The 15,448-nt window shown below is 55.4% G+C and carries 9 protein-coding genes; 7 read left to right on the top strand and 2 right to left on the bottom strand.

All coding sequences use genetic code 11. The features are described from left to right. Together Harman_RS18250 and Harman_RS18240 are read right to left on the bottom strand one after the other, a co-directional pair. On the bottom strand, positions 1-109 hold a 109-nt coding region (locus Harman_RS18250), incomplete at its 3' end, for a transposase (protein WP_137685135.1). 428 nt (positions 110-537) lie between these two features. Beyond that, entirely contained in the window at positions 538-1,386 is an 849-nt protein-coding gene (locus Harman_RS18240) for a hypothetical protein (RefSeq protein ID WP_011222394.1), read from the bottom strand. Between the two features lie 112 nt (positions 1,387-1,498). Between Harman_RS18240 and Harman_RS18235 the strand changes: the two genes are divergently transcribed. The 7 genes from Harman_RS18235 (at position 1,499) to Harman_RS18210 (ending at position 15,286) form a co-directional block, all read left to right on the top strand. After that, positions 1,499-2,923: a hypothetical protein gene (locus tag Harman_RS18235; RefSeq protein WP_235007261.1), complete on the top strand. Its 1,425-nt coding sequence runs from the start codon at positions 1,499-1,501 to the stop codon at positions 2,921-2,923. Next, positions 2,920-4,338 (top strand): argonaute/piwi family protein, encoded by a 1,419-nt coding sequence (locus Harman_RS18230; protein ID WP_011222392.1) that lies wholly within the window; start codon positions 2,920-2,922, stop codon positions 4,336-4,338. Before Harman_RS18235 ends, Harman_RS18230 begins: the two co-directional genes overlap by 4 nt. A 357-nt stretch (positions 4,339-4,695) precedes the next feature. Then, positions 4,696-4,830: a hypothetical protein gene (locus Harman_RS22025; RefSeq protein ID WP_006169676.1), complete on the top strand. Its 135-nt coding sequence runs from the start codon at positions 4,696-4,698 to the stop codon at positions 4,828-4,830. Then, positions 4,827-8,120, top strand: coding sequence for an ATP-binding protein (locus Harman_RS18225; protein ID WP_011222498.1), 3,294 nt, complete (start codon positions 4,827-4,829; stop codon positions 8,118-8,120). Before Harman_RS22025 ends, Harman_RS18225 begins: the two co-directional genes overlap by 4 nt. Further along, positions 8,117-8,734 (top strand): DUF7680 family protein, encoded by a 618-nt coding sequence (locus Harman_RS18220; RefSeq protein WP_011222497.1) that lies wholly within the window; start codon positions 8,117-8,119, stop codon positions 8,732-8,734. The genes Harman_RS18225 and Harman_RS18220 overlap by 4 nt, the downstream gene beginning before the upstream one ends. Before the next feature lie 15 nt (positions 8,735-8,749). After that, entirely contained in the window at positions 8,750-11,647 is a 2,898-nt protein-coding gene (locus tag Harman_RS18215; protein WP_011222496.1) for a DUF1156 domain-containing protein, read from the top strand. Then, entirely contained in the window at positions 11,648-15,286 is a 3,639-nt protein-coding gene (locus Harman_RS18210; protein ID WP_136689358.1) for a DEAD/DEAH box helicase, read from the top strand. It begins immediately after the preceding gene. The last annotated feature ends 162 nt before the right edge of the window (positions 15,287-15,448 follow it).

The raw sequence follows: 15,448 nt of genomic DNA, 5'->3' as shown, positions 1-15,448 counted from the left end.
CCGTCCGGTCAGAACGGCAGCGAGGACAGGTAACACCGTCACGCCAGCGAACCTGTTCCAGCAGGTCCGCTGCGACCGATTCCGACCCAAACACATCTAGCGGAATCATTCGTGTCGGGCACCGCTGACGCGGTGCCCTTGTCCTCTTCGACTCCACAGCTACGGCTCAACAGTATCCACAATCTCCTACGCAAGAGCGATCGAAGAAAATCTCTAAGATCCTCTCAAAGGAAAGCCCATCGTAGCGCTGTAAATCGATTTCTCGGTTGTACATTGGGATATTATCCTCGACGTTCTCTTGAAAGTCTTCAAGAACGGTCCCGAACACGCCATCGGTATCGTCAGAGTCAACCTGTAGCTGATCGGGGTCAGACACAACTCGAGGCGCTCCTTGTGGACGGCTGCAATACTCGTAGATCACAAACTCACTCGTGAAGAGCGTGTTATGACCGTCTAGGATACGCTCTGCTTCTACGGCCCACCGATCGTGAGAAAACGTGAGTCCAATGAGGACGTTAGTGTCTACGAAGTATCGAGTCATTGGCCCGGATGGAGATCTTCGTGCGCAATTCCCCGGCGTTCAAGAATCGGAGCAACAAGTTCGTCAGCTGCACTCCGTTCAGATTCGAGTTCAGTCGGTAATCCAGAAAATTTCGCATCAAGGTCTTCCTCTTCGAATTCGTCAAGTTTCTGAATCGCAGAACTCCGAGCCTCCTCAAACGAGGTTATACCGAGGTTCCCACGAACCTCTTCCGGAGACATTCCCTGGGCATGCCGTTGAGCAAGCTCAAGTGCAAAGATACGCCAGAACGTTACATTCACCGTCATCAATCTGGAGGGATCAGGAGAATGCGAATGGAGTTCTCGAGTGACCGCGTTATACCACTTGATTAGTGGTCGATCGTACTCCGGAAATCGGTCGTTTGGAAATGATTCAAAAGTGTCGTGGACGGAGCTGAGTACTGATTCTCTGCTTGGGTCAACCTCAAAGAAATCGTGGTACTCCGTATGTAACGTTCGTATTTTCTTATCTAGCTCCCGAAAATCCCGCTGAACCTGATACGGCGCATCATCATACATTCGGTCTGTGAGCCATTCTAATCCATGTTCGTAATATTCAGAGAGAGCCTCTGAGACAACAGAACGTAGGCGATCTTCAAGTCCGGGCTCGTTAATACTCGCTGAGGGGACAGTCGAGGGCGTGGCTGGAGAGACAGTACCAAAGAGATACCAATAATACGGGATCGAGATATCCAGATTTCGCTCGGCAGATTTGACGTCAATACGGTAGAGGAGCTTGTGAAGCGACTTTTTCGGTAACGCATCCGCGGCCCCACGTTCGCGATTGAGGAGGCGCAGAGTCGTTCCCAAGTCCTCGCGATTCATTATCTCCAATATATACCGCTCGTTTTATAGAAGTACCGTCGGATCCCACTAGACTATCCAACGACTGAGGGAAAAGTAATTCACACGAGACTTCCTTGTAACGAGATACAACGTGCCCATCTACAATCTATATAAAGAGCGGGAAGGGACGGCGAGACGCGGGGAGGACTATAAGGAAGTCGTCATCGAGTACATGGAAGGGCTGAATTACATGGTCGAACGGGATTCAGCCTTCCACTCTACGCTTGACGATATTCAGTTTGTGAACAAAGCTACGGGCGATAAAGTGGTAGCCGAGGCAAAAGCGTATTCCACAGGCCTCAGCCCGAACGATTTTAGAGACGAATTGGCCCGGTATTTCCTCGAATATATCAAACAACCCCAACCCCACCGGTTTGATTTCTATATTTTTACGGAGACACTTTCTAATGACCAGCTCTGGAAAGCCCTGTTCGATCGTGATGTCACCGATAATCAGAAACTGGTCGACTTCTACGAAAAGCTCAAAGACAGCGTTAACGATGAGGTCGTAGATCGGCTAGATGATACTGATGTAGATGAGTTCCGAGATTTTGCTATCGATACCCATGTTTTCGTAGGTACATACGACGACCTCCGTCAACAAGCTCATCAGCTCGAGAAAACAGAACGGTTCCAGTACGAACCATATCTTCATTCGTATGAACCGGTTTCTGAGGAAACAGAATATGCGACGAATCTGTTTCAGGTAACCCGCTACCCAGAGACACTGTACATCATAGAGACGACAGAGGAAGCCGAATCTGCTCGCGTCTATAATTACAACAACGAAGCGTTCCCCATCAAGCTTCACGAGCGGAAATTATATTCGCTCGTTCATCCGGACCATCTTCCGGGGTCTACTCGTCATTACATACACGAGGACCGTTTCGAAACGCGAGAGTTCGAGAAGTTCCTCCGAACGCGGGCTCAAGAAGAGGAGCGTGAAAACATCGTAAGATCCCTTCTCAGGGGGATTTTCACTCTCGTTGCAAGAGATAACGATTGTCTCATCGACCGTGAGAAGGGAACAACCGTATACCCGGAACTGGATCGCAGACAGCACGGTACCGAACGAAAACTAGGTCGATCCTGGGTTGCAAAGGAGTTAGACTCCTACCCCGATGTCATCCACCGCGGTGTCAAAGTACGAGTACGGCGCTATGCGGGAGAATACTACTACGTTCTGCTACCCACACAGGTTTTCACTTCAGATGGTCGTCGACCTGTAACAGGCGAGCGTAAATCGCGGCTCCAAAACGACTTCTCGCCAAATCGTTTCCACGCCCAGAATAGTAAGTACGACCGCCAGCTGCGTGTCTGGGAAGAGCTGCTGATGTCCGATCAGACTCAGCTTGATCGATTTATGGGTGAAAAGATACCCGTCGTAAAGGAACTCGAAGTAACCAGAGTTGACTCGCTTTCCCTCAATGTCCGCCCGCCCAAAGACGGAGACGAACGTGATGAGCTCATCGAGTCAGCTTCTGATCTCGAAAACACAGGTGGAATTGAACAATGACGCCCCAAGATACCCCGTTCACGCTTCGTCACCTCGAGGAGCCAGAGATTCAGTTTGAAGGAGGTACTGAAACCTCTCCCAAACGAGGCCTTATCAGATATGGTCCACGCCTCTATGAGGAAGGACACCATACAATCAAACTCGGGATTATCGGCGATCGAGATTCAATCCGCCGGTTGACCGAACTACTTCATGATATGGAGGTCGGGATCCATCCAGGAACAAGTGATAATCCGTGGCAGGTTCCCTATCCCGGGCTAGGTAAGAGTTCCCCGCTCAATCTCTCTATTAATGCAAAAAAGGGCTGGAGACGCCAAATTCGTCGACGAGACATCCAATCTGTTACGAGTAAATCGACCCCCAGAGATCGGATGGAGCGATTCCTGAAGCTAGTGCAGAAAGACATAGAGATAATCGAACGGGATTCGGTTCAGCCGAACGCAATCATCGTCTGTATTCCGCAAGAAGTGATGGACGCGTGTACTCCTGAGAACCAAGACCATGCGCGAATCCAGTCGGAAGGTTCTGATCTTCGAAATCGAATCAAACTGATCGGGATGGAGGCTCGAATCCCCACACAACTGATTAAGCCATCCACACTTGCGATCCGTACTGACCGACAGCGAGCATCTCGGGCCTGGAATCTCACAGTTGGACTTCTATACAAGTCTCAACGAGGGCATCCCTGGAAAACTCGACAGATCGAAGATGGGCACTGCTACGCAGGGCTCTCGTTCTACAGAGAGCGAGACGAAGGAGATGATGTAATTCGAGCTGCTCTTGCTCACGTCTTTCACGGACGGGACCATATTATCCTTCAGAGCGATCCACTCCCGGATATCACCGAGGACGAGAATGGGTCTCCCCACCTCTCATATGAGGCGGCTAGACAGGTAGGTGAGCAGATTCTGGAATACTACGAAGCTCAGAAAGGGACACGTCCCAGCCGGTTCGTCCTTCATAAGCCATCTGTCTTCTGGGAAGAAGAACGTGAAGGGTTGCTTGATGCCACAGACGGTGTTCGCGATTTAGATCTAGTCTGGGTTCGTAGGCGGCCAAAGGTCAGGTTGTTCCCACCTACGGATTATCCCGCCATGCGGGGAACCCTCCTGAGCGTCCCTGATGACGACGTCCACTATCTCTACACATCCGGATATGTCCCGGAAGAGACGACCTATCAGGGGAGTGGAGTACCATCACCGATTGAGATCCGACCTGACGAGATTTGTGAGACACCTTCGTTAGAGATCTGTAAGGAGATTCTCTTTTTCACAAAACTCGACTGGAATACATCGGACTACGCAATTCGGATGCCAGCAACCGTGAGTGTTGCAAAGCGTGTCGGTACAATCCTATCCGAAGTAGATACTGAGTCCATTTCAGAGGTTCGGCCACAGTATTTCTACTATATGTGAATCGGTGAGTGAGAGGCTTATTCGTCTGAATCAGGGACTGGATCTAGTTGATAACCAGCAGACCGCAGAAATTCGCGGATATGCTCAACCATGGATAGGCGTCGCCGTCGTCGAAGACTTCGATATCGGGCTTCGGCATATTGTCCGAGTCTGATCGGAGCTACAAAGAGATGGCTAATAGTTGGCGGATTGGATGTCAGATTGGCCAGAGGGGCATATCATAGTCGAACTCCAGACCTGTTACACTAAACTCCTCTTTAAAATACCAAATGACTAAGTCAACTGTCTGTATACACCCTGATAACCTACTATGCAGGAAACTCAGGGAAGTGGACATTTCGTGATACAATTATGCCGATGATACGGGTACAGGACTGGACGAAAGAACAGCTAGAGGAGATCAAGGACGAGGAAGACCACACGTCCCTCGATTCAGTAATCAAGACGCTCCTCAAAGAACGCGCCAACGAAACTACCTCTACAAACGAATGAGCGATACGCCCACAACCACCGGCACGACGAATCGACCGCCGAGTATTTTCGACTCTTGCGAACCTCGCCAGGACGTTCTCACCGGCGAACTCGCCGAGGACCAATTCGCGGCTAGCCTCGCGGACGTCGCCCACAGCGACGACGCTCCTAATGTCTACGCTGATCCTCGACTCTTCTTCGAGAAAACCTACCCCACTAGCGGTCTGCAGGAGCTTCTCACTCGTCTCGCAACCCGTTTCGTCGGCGCACATAACGACGACTACACCGGCACGAACGGCATTCTCCGACTCGACACCAGCTTCGGTGGCGGGAAAACCCACAACCAGATCGCCGCGTATCACCTCGCAGAATCGCCGAGTGCTGTCCCCGATCTGTCTGACTTCATCCTCGACCAAGACATCGCCGATGAGTATACTGACGCCGCCGCACTCGGTCTCGACGTCAACTCAGCCGTCTTCGTGGGCACACACGTCGACGCCGAGGACGCTCGCTCGAACTACGACGACCCTGACGCCCCCGCGACGAAGACGATGTGGGGCGAAATGGCCTACCAGCTGTTCGGGCGGGAAGGCTACGAGTTCCTGCGCGAAAACGACGAGAACCGAACGCCTCCAGGAACGACCAAACTCGAGCGGCTCTTCGAGCGGAACGACAATCCATCGCTCATCCTCATCGACGAGATCGCCGCATATCTCGAGCAAGCTGCCGCTGTCGAAATCGGAGATTCGACGCTCGCGAAGCAGACGAATACCTTCCTGATGTCGCTGCTGTCCGCGACGCAGAACAACGACAAGGTCACTGTTGTCCTCAGTATCGCGGACACCGCCTTCGCCGACCAAGCCGAAGACGTCCGTGGTCTGGTCTCCGAGACCATCTCTGAGTTCAACAGTATCAGCGACCGTGTCGAGGGCTCCATTACGCCGACGGAGGACAACGAAATTGCCGCTGTCCTGCGACACCGCTTGTTCGAGAACGTCGTGGAAGATGGGCGCGATGCGACAGTTGATGCCTACATGTCCCATTATACGGGTGATCGTGACTCCTTCCCCGACAGTGCGACGAACCCGGAACACCGAGACCGCCTCGAAGACAGCTACCCGATTCATCCGACGGTCATCGATACACTCACAGAGGAACTGGATTCCCTCCCGTCGTTCCAGCGCACTCGTGGTGCGCTCAAGCTCCTCTCCCGCGCAGTCTACCGCCTCTGGCAGCACCAGAGCGACTACCAAGAACGCCACTTCGTTCGTCTGTTCGATATGCATCCCTCCGATGGGGACGTTCGTTCGACGCTTCTCCGGCTGTTCTCGTCGGTCGACATGGACTTCGAGGCCGCGATCAAAGCCGACATCTTCTCGGAAGATGGCACGGCGAACGCAGAGGAAGAGGACCGGAATTGGGTCAAGAACGGACACCCCCCACTCGGAACACATCTGACGACGGCAATCCTCTGGAAAAGCATCGTGAAGGGCGCCGACGGGCGCGGCACTACACGCCGGCCTCTTCGACACGCGATTGCCAACACCGAAGTCGAGCTAGCGCACTACGACGACGCGCTCAATAACCTCCTTGGAGAGGGACGTCGGTCTGCGTGTTTCTACCTACACGGAGACAACGGTGAGAAGATCCAATTCAAGTCAGAGCCAAACCTCACGAAACTCATCGATTCCGTCGTCGAGCAACTGCAAGACGGGCTCGCCCGTCGGCATCTCGAGGAAGCCCTCGACGAGGCGCTCGGTCAGGGCAGTCTGAATGTGATTGTCGGGCCGGAAGAGCCGCACGAAATCCCGGATACGGCCGACGAAGCGCATCTGTGCGTGATGGACTTCGATACGGTCACCATCACGGACTACGAGACCGTCCCCGAGGCAATCCAAACGCTGTTCAAGAATACAGCATCGTCGAGTGGCGGGCAGAAGACGCCACGGGTGTTCAAGAACAACGTCGTCTTCCTCGCCGCGAGCGCGAACGACGTGTCCGACGCAAAGCGGACCGCAGAGCGCGTCGCTGCCATCAAACACATCCAGAATAACCTCGGCGACCAGTACGAGCTCAACACCGAACAGCAGGACAAGCTCGGTGAACGCCTCGATAGCGCGAAGGGCACGCTCGATCAGGACATCAAAAAGGCGTATACGCATCTCTACTTCCCGACTGGAGACGGCCTGGCTCATCGGAACGTCACTACCGACAGCACCATCCATCAGAGTGTCATCGAGAAGCTCGATGAAGCAGGCGCGATCATCCCCGAAGGAGAGGACGCCTACGGTGTTGACTGGTTCGAGGCGACGATCTGGAACGTCGGATCGACCTCGATGACGACGAGAGCAATCGAAGAACAGTTCGGGAAACGTCAGGATGCGGAGATTCTCCTGTCACCCATCCCACTGCGAAAGACGATCGCCCAGCTCGTCCGTGAAGACGGGTACGCCTACTGGGACGAGGAGCAGAAGACCGGGTACTACACGCCCGAAACGACGCTCACGGCAACTGATCACGAACTCGACGACGCGAAGAATCTGCACGCGGGCCTCAGCTATCAGGACGTGAAGCTCTCGCAGTCGCACACACTCTATACCTCGCTTGATGAGCTGGTCGACGACGTCGGGAGTGAAATCGACTGGGAGGAACTCGACGAAGACGAAGAGGAAGAGGACGAGACCACTGACGACGATGAGGAGGAGACTGGCGGCAGTAGCGGCGGCGGTTCAGGTGGCGATGACGAACCTGAGCCGTTCAGTAAACTCATCGAAGTTCGAACCTCCGAGCCCGCACACGTCTCTCGGGCCCTGCAGGAAATGCGGGCTGACATCGCGGACGAACTTACCAGCGCCCGCGAGGAGTACGACGGACACCCTGACGAACTGACGCCCATCGTCGAAGGCGTCTGGATCCATCTGGACGGGGCTGATGCGTGGAAGGGCGCGTGGTTCACTGCGAACAAACTCAGCAACGATGAGGACTTCGCAGAGGACACGACGATGGACTTCGATTATGAAGCCAACGACGGAGCCGACTCGAAATCAGAGTTCGAAGTCGATTTCAATGGACGCCCGGAGGTCTTTGCGAGCCACCTCAGATTCAACATGGAGCCGGAAGATCTCGCGAATCCGGATGGCGGTCGTACCGCTGAAGCCGAGTTCGCGATTGAGTTCGACGAGGGCGATGACCGTCTCTATGGCGACACCTTCGACCTCCTGGACGAGCTCCTCGCGGTCGACAACGCATTCACCGTCACGATGCACACGCAGATCCGTGTGATCGAATCCAGCGAGGTGACTCAAGTATGAGCCAGGGCATCGCCGAGGGGAATTCGTTCGCCTTCACCACCGGCGCCTACGGGAATCGACCGACGTTCGTGTTGACGCGTGATCGGGTCGACGACCAGCACGAAATCACGCTCTACGAGCTGGCGCCCCGTGATATCGCGACGGCTCGACGAGAACGGTTCGAGAGAGTGCAAAAAGCGGTAAGCGTCTCAGTACGTGAACTGGAGGAGGCCATTGTCGGCGACCGTTCTCCGTCCGAACTCCCCGGGGCAGATGACGCAGCGTACGATTGGGATGACTGGTGTGCGATTCGTATCGCGACGTTACGCGGCGGGGCGTTCAACGAGGTTAGTTTCCTCATCGAATCCACCTTCCGTGAGCTGAGTCTTGATCCCGAGACCGTCTGTACAGGCGACCCCGCAAGCGTCAGTCTCCCCGAAGCGGCCGGTGTTCGGCTTTCGATCGCGTTCCGTGCGATGAAGCCAATGCGACGCCGGGACCGTCTTCGTGAAGTCGCAAAGGGAATCGACCAGATGAGCCTGGGTGAATGCTACTACTGGCACGCTAAGGCTCGCTCGCCGTCCTCGCCCAGCGGTACGAAAGCACTTCGCGTTTTGCTCGCCGACCACATCTAACGAGATTTCGATATTATGAGCGACTCCCACACGACATCCGAGACCGAATCTGAATCTGACGACGAGTACACCTCGCTGGCAATCGAGGGCGAACTTCCCCTGAAGGCAGTGGGGATTGAGAATCTCAAGGAAGCGAATCCGAAGCACATGCCGCCGCACCGGTACATCCACCCGTGGTTCGCTCGCCGCCCCACCCCTGCGGCTCGTCTGGCGATTCTTGGATCGGTAATGGAGGAGGGAACGAGTGCGGATGAACTGCTGTCGCTGATGCAGATCGGGCCAGACGGTCTAGAAGAGAACATCAGCGAGTACGTTCAAGAGCGCAAGACGACTGAAGGACAGCGTGACGGGACACTCGGCGAGTGGTACGGCTATCCGAGACCGTTCACACAGTCTCCGACCGAAGACGAGCTGGCAGATCTACATACCTCGTTGCGAGAGACCTGGGATGGCGAATTACCGACTGTTCTAGATGCGACTGCTGGTGGCGGAGTGATTCCCTTCGAGTCCATCCGCTACGACTTGCCCACCATCGCGAATGAGCTGAATCCCGTCCCGTCGGTGATCCTGAAGGTGATGTTAGAGTACGCGCCGGAGGTCGGATCGCTCGAAGATGACCTCTACAAATGGCGCGACCGAATCCAAAAGAAGGCGAGCGAGGAGCTCGACGATCTGTACCCTACGAAGCGGGATGGCCGTGAAGTGCTGGCATCGGCCTGTACGTACCACATTCAGTGTGAGTCCTGTGCTGGGACGGTCCCGTTGATGCCGAAGTGGTGGCTCCACAAGCGTAGCGCCGGCGAAGGCGTCGCGATCAAACCACACTACGAGAACGGGGACGTGTCGTATGAATGCGTTGAGCTCACAGAGAACTCGAACACTGACTTCGATCCGTCGGAGGGGACAGTATCGCGCTCGGACGTAGAATGCCCCCACTGTGGTGTGATTACCGAGTACGAAGAGACTCGGGAACTGCTGAAGAACGGCGAGTTCGAGTACCAGATTTACGGTGTCAAGTACGACGATCCCCGTGGTGGTTCAGGGTATCGGGCGGGTGACGACCTCGACCAGCAAGCCCTCAAGCGCGCCGAAGAGCGTATCGAATCCGACTTCGAGCTGCTCACTTTCCTGTCTGAAAAGGTCGAAGTGAGTAGTCGTATCACCGATCCGGCGACTTACGGGATGGAGGAATGGCGAGATATCTTCAATCCGCGTCAGCTGGTCTCCCATTACGAGTACTGTAACGCATTTCGAGAATGCGCTGAGGAGATTCGTGAGGAATACGATACACGCGAGGCAGAGGCCATCCTGACGATCCTTACGATCTCTGCCAGTAAGATGATTGATCGGAACTCTCGAATGTCTCCGTGGGACACAGGAAGAGGATATCCTGCGAATATGTTCATGTCTCACAACTACTCGTTCCGTCGAGTGTTCTGCGACAACAATTTAGTCTCTGAAACGATGGGGTACGAAGATACCTCGCGGAAGGTGATCGACTGTTACGAGCAGCTCGTTGAGATGGCTGCGGGCCGAGACGCAGCAGAGGTGTACTGTGGGGATGCAGCTGATCTCACGTCGAAAGTCGGAGAGGGTTCTGTCCAAGCTGCAGTCGTTGACCCCCCATACTATGATAGCGTCATGTACGCCCAACTCGCAGATGGCTTCTACGTCCTGCAGAAGGCGTACTTGAGCGACGTCCATCCCGAGTTCTTCACCTCAGAACTAACCAACAAGTCTGACGAAGCTGTTGCGAATACCTCCAGATTCGAAGGACTGGAAGGTGAGAAGTCAAAGAAGCAACTCGCAAAAGAGGACTACGAAGAGAAGATGGCAGAAATCTTCTCTGAACTCTACGAGACTCTTGAGCCCGGCGGCGTCCTGACAATTATGTTCACACATAAGGAGACCGACGCCTGGGATACGCTGTCGATGTCGCTCATCGAAGCCGGGTTCACAATTACCGCGACACACCCGATCACAAGTGAAATGCCAAACCGCGTCGTGATGCGCGGGAGCCAGAGTGCTGACAGCACAATCCTCCTCACGGGACGGAAGCCGTTGCACGAGAAGGAGGATACTGGCGGGGCGACGCTCTGGGACGATGTGAAATCTGAGACACGGTCCGAAGCAAAGAAAGCTGCACGAGAGCTTCTGGACTCCGGTCTGAGCCTCACCAAGACGGACACGATTATCGCAGCGTTCGGTCCAACTCTACGCGTCTTCGCCGATAACTACCCCGTCGTGGATAAGAAGGGGGAGGAAGTCCCGCCCCGCGACGCACTTTCAGCCGCCCGCGACGCCGTCGCGGAAGTTCTCGCCGAGCGGTATCTGGACACGAAAGGCTTCGACGATCTTGACGGGCTGACGCGCTGGTACGTCCTCTCTTGGCTAATTTACGAAACAGACACGATGCCCTATGACGAGGCTCGACAGCTCGGAATCGGCGTCGGTGTCAACATCGACGACGTGAAACGGGACACCAAAATCTGGGGGAAAAGCAGTGGTGATGTCCAGCTCAAAACCCACAGCAACCGAGTACAGGACATCGTTCGTGTCGAAAACGGAGAAGACGTCTCCAGCCGCAAATATCCCGTGAACCCGACTGATGAACGCTTCAGTCACGGCATCGATGCAGTCCATTCTGCCATCCACGTCTACGAAACCAAAGGTCCAGAAGCTGCCTGGGAGTGGCTATCCGATCGTGGTCTGAAGAATGACGAGCGGTTCCGGACCACCGTCACTGCCCTCCTCGAGGTGCTTCCCCAAGAACACGAAACTGCGGAAACCCTTCGCGATATACTCTCGGGGCGCACGGGCGAATACCTCGATATCGACATCAGCAACATCAATCTCAACGTTCGAGGAGAGGACGACGAAGATAATCAGGCAGCACTCAACGAGTTCGAATAAATGACCCTCAGGGACGTCTCGTGGGAGCCGGTGTACGAGAGCGAGTTCCGGACCAACCGGACGCTCATGGAGACGTTCTACCGGCCATTCCTCAACGAGGTTATCCGCTACGACCGGCTGGCCGGCTATCTGAGTCTGCGTAGTCTGGCGCACGCTCTCGAAGGGGTTGACTCCCTCCTCGAGACTGATGGAACAGTACGTGTCATCGCTGGAGCCGATCTCCAGAAGCGCGAGAAGGGAGCGATGTTCCCTGACGCAGATGAACCCCTCGAACCGTGGGTTGAGTCCCAACTCACCATCATCGCGACCCTCCTCGACCGCGGCGACCTCCAAATCAAGGTCGGCGACCCCAAAGGCGGTGACGGACTCTTCCACCCGAAGCTCGGCATCGGTGTCGATCGCGAGGGCAACAAGATCAGCTTCGAGGGAAGTATCAACGAGACGCTCAGTGCGTGGCAGTACAACTACGAACGCTTCAAAGTTCATCGCTCCTGGAGTCGCGGCGAAGCGAAGTACGTCGAGGAAGACGTCTCGACGTTCAACGCACTCTGGAACGGTTTCCACCCCTCCGTCGATGTCTTCGAGCTCGACGAAGCTGCACGCCAGGACCTCATCGACTGGAAGGACACCGATGGAACACTTGAGGAACACGTCGAGCGGGTCCAGAATCACGACCCCCAAACGACGGTGCCCGAAGACGATACCGCTGGCGTCGTCTCGGTCGCCGGACGAACACCGGGAGGAATCCATCTCGCAGAGGAAATCAGTACTGTCACCCCCTGGCCCCATCAGCGAACGATCTCCGATACAGCAGTCAGTATCTACCCGAACAACCTCCTGTTCTGTGACGAGGTGGGCCTCGGCAAAACCATCGAAGCAGGCCTGACCCTCTCACGGCTGATGCAGGTCGGAGAGGCTGAGCAGGCGCTGTTTCTGGTTCCTGCAGGGTTGGTACAGCAGTGGCAGAACGAACTCCTCGACCGCTTCAATATCCACGCCTACTATCACGAACGGTCCTACGACGGTGATTACATGATCGGTCCTCTCGGAGACGCAGAGGACCACCGTATCCCCACATCCGGAGCGGTCGACGCCGATGCCTGGGAGAACACGCCGATTGGTTCGTTCGTTACGGAGAGAGATGAGCCAACCGTCGTAATCGAGTCGTGGCATACCGCCCGCCGCGAAGGTAATCAGGGACACGTCGCCCCACGCATCGACGAGAACGTGTGGGACCTCACAGTCGTCGACGAGGCACACAGTGCTCGCGAGGAGACGAAACTCTACGACCTGCTCGGACAAGCCGAGGAGGCCTCCCGGTGTCTCTACGCTCTCACGGCGACGCCTATGCAGCTGAATGTTGGCGAGCTCTACGATCTCCTTCGACTGTGCGATCTTCCAGAGGGTTGGGACGACAAGGACCGATTCGTCGAGTTCTTCGAAACACGGCAGGCACTCGAGGACAGCCTCAGCACCGTCGGCTCTCGGTATCAGAATATAGCCGATGGACAGCAACAGGTTCTCCAACAGTTCCAGAAAGAGCTCGATCTGGAGGAGGACGAAGGCCGACCGAGAATTGAACGGTTCGGGAAACTCATTCACGAACATCTCACGTCGAATCCCGGCTACGACGAGCAGGCGAAGGCGCTAGTCGAGGCGACGGACACGGAGTCAATTCAACAGCGGAAAGCCCTCGAGAAACTCGTCGGCGTGCGCGAAACCTCCCCTCGCTTTGACGATCCTCGCTCGCTCATTTTCGACTGTGGGCCAACGGAGTGGAGCGCACTTGTGGAAGCTTCTCAGTGGGCGACACCAGTTCAGTCCCGCATCTTCCGGAATACTCGAGCGGTCTTGGAGCAGTGTCAGGATCTGGGGCTCCTCGACGATACGGTTCCGACTCGGGATGTCGAGACAAAACGTATCGAGCTGGGTGACGCAGCCCCGCTGTACGATCAGGTAGAGCAGTATATTGATGAGACGTATAAGCAGTCGCAGAAAATCCTGACAGGGAAGGAGAAGCTCGCGTTGGGCTTCGTGATGACCACGTATCGTCAACGCCTGACGAGCAGTCTACACGCCATCAAGCAGAGCCTCCAGCGCCGGATGGAGAAGCTCGACGAGAAGGTTGAGGACATGACCGAGGAGGTCTCCGAGCTTAGTAGGGACGCCGGAGTGACGGAAGCGACCATCGACGAGGCAATCGGCCAAGCATCCCTCGACGCCTATCAGCCGAGTAGTCGTGGCGCGGCTGACGTGATTCAGGCGGAGCGGACGGCCCTCCAAGAGTTCGTGGACGATCTCAGGCAAGCCCACACCGACCCGAAGGTAGCGCAGCTGCGCCGCGACATTCGCTCACTCCGTCAGAGCGCCCGTGATAACATTATCATCTTCACGCAGTATCACGACACCCTCGAGCATATCCGTGAGACGCTGACAGACACGCATCCAAACGTCGGTACGTACAGTGGTGGTGGCGGGATGCAGTACGACGAAACAACCGGAGAGTGGGTGAACGTCGGTAAAGAGGCGATCAAGCGCGATTTCACTGACGGGGATACCAATATCCTGATCTGTACAGACAGCGCGAGTGAGGGGCTGAACCTCCAAACCGCGGATGCGCTGATCAATTTCGATTTGCCGTGGAATCCGATGCGGGTTGAACAACGCATCGGTCGAATCGACCGTATTGGCCAGAAGAACGAGGTCGTGAAGATCATCAACTACGCCTATAAGGACAGCATCGACGGCGACATCTACGAGGAACTGGAGGGACGGTTACAGCTGTTCGAGAACGTGGTTGGGCCGATGCGTCCGGTACTGAACAGCATCGAGCAGGACATCAAAGACGCCGTTATGGGTAGTTCCGGATCGGATGACACCAGAGAGCCAAGTGAGCAAGTCGTCGAAGAAGCGGACTCACGGGCAAAACGTGCCCAGGAGAAAGCCGAGGAGACCGGGCTAGCAGGTGAGCCAGAAGAGGTGGCGACGAAAGAGGCGATAATCGAGAGTTCCGGACTTGACGGGTGGGAACCCTATTGCTATCCCGCATTCGATGAGATCGGGACCGGTGATCGGTCGTATGAACCGTTGGTGAGCTTGGAGACGATCGAGACGCAGATTACGCAAAGCGACCGCCTCGAAGAGACAGAATGGTCGTTTACTGCCCTCCGGAACCATGACCGCGCCGACGACTTCGAAGATATCGTCGACGATGCATACGTTCTGGAACTGCCAGAGGAGGATGCAGTAGCAATGCCGGAGTCGCTCGGAGAGACAGCTCAGGCAGAGCTTGGAGGGGGTAGCGGTGTTGTTGTGACGTTCAACCCAGAGATTGCTGAGCAGTTCCCGTCGATTCGGCTGCTCCTACCTGGAGATCCACTATTCGAAGCGCTCGTCCGCGAAGCTGCCCCAACAGAAGTCGATAATGTGGAGTTCGTCTGTGGTCAGCGTGGAGAGAGTGGATCGTCTGTTACCCGAAGTAGTCAGGTCGCCGAAGCCAAACAAGCGACTGTTGTAGAACCAGCTGTAACGAGTGAGAGTGTGAAAAATCTCCTCGGGGGGACGAACTCGGTCTCAGACATTGACGATGCAGAGCAAACTGTCCTGAACTGGTTATCCCAACTTCCAGCTGCAGAGTAGAGGCACTTTCGGGGACGGAGGGCTTTCCGGAAGTTCCCGGAAGGACGAATCTTCCACAAACAAAACCGCCGGACATCACCGTGATTGAGGTAGCTATCAAGCCGTCAAATGGGGTAATTCCGGAAGCAACCCGGTCACGTTTTTAGTACTAGCCAGAAAACC

The sequence above is a fragment of the Haloarcula mannanilytica genome (genome assembly GCF_005406125.1).
Lineage (GTDB): Archaea > Halobacteriota > Halobacteria > Halobacteriales > Haloarculaceae > Haloarcula > Haloarcula mannanilytica.
This window is presented reverse-complemented; position numbering and strand designations above follow the sequence as displayed.

Coding starts and splice junctions, on each gene's coding strand:
- Harman_RS18220 (WP_011222497.1), top strand. CDS start 8,117: ATGAGCCAGGGCATCGCCGAGGGGAATTCGTTCGCCTTCACCACCGGC.
- Harman_RS18230 (WP_011222392.1), top strand. CDS start 2,920: ATGACGCCCCAAGATACCCCGTTCACGCTTCGTCACCTCGAGGAGCCA.
- Harman_RS18210 (WP_136689358.1), top strand. CDS start 11,648: ATGACCCTCAGGGACGTCTCGTGGGAGCCGGTGTACGAGAGCGAGTTC.
- Harman_RS22025 (WP_006169676.1), top strand. CDS start 4,696: ATGATACGGGTACAGGACTGGACGAAAGAACAGCTAGAGGAGATCAAG.
- Harman_RS18215 (WP_011222496.1), top strand. CDS start 8,750: ATGAGCGACTCCCACACGACATCCGAGACCGAATCTGAATCTGACGAC.
- Harman_RS18240 (WP_011222394.1), bottom strand. CDS start 1,386: ATGAATCGCGAGGACTTGGGAACGACTCTGCGCCTCCTCAATCGCGAA.
- Harman_RS18225 (WP_011222498.1), top strand. CDS start 4,827: ATGAGCGATACGCCCACAACCACCGGCACGACGAATCGACCGCCGAGT.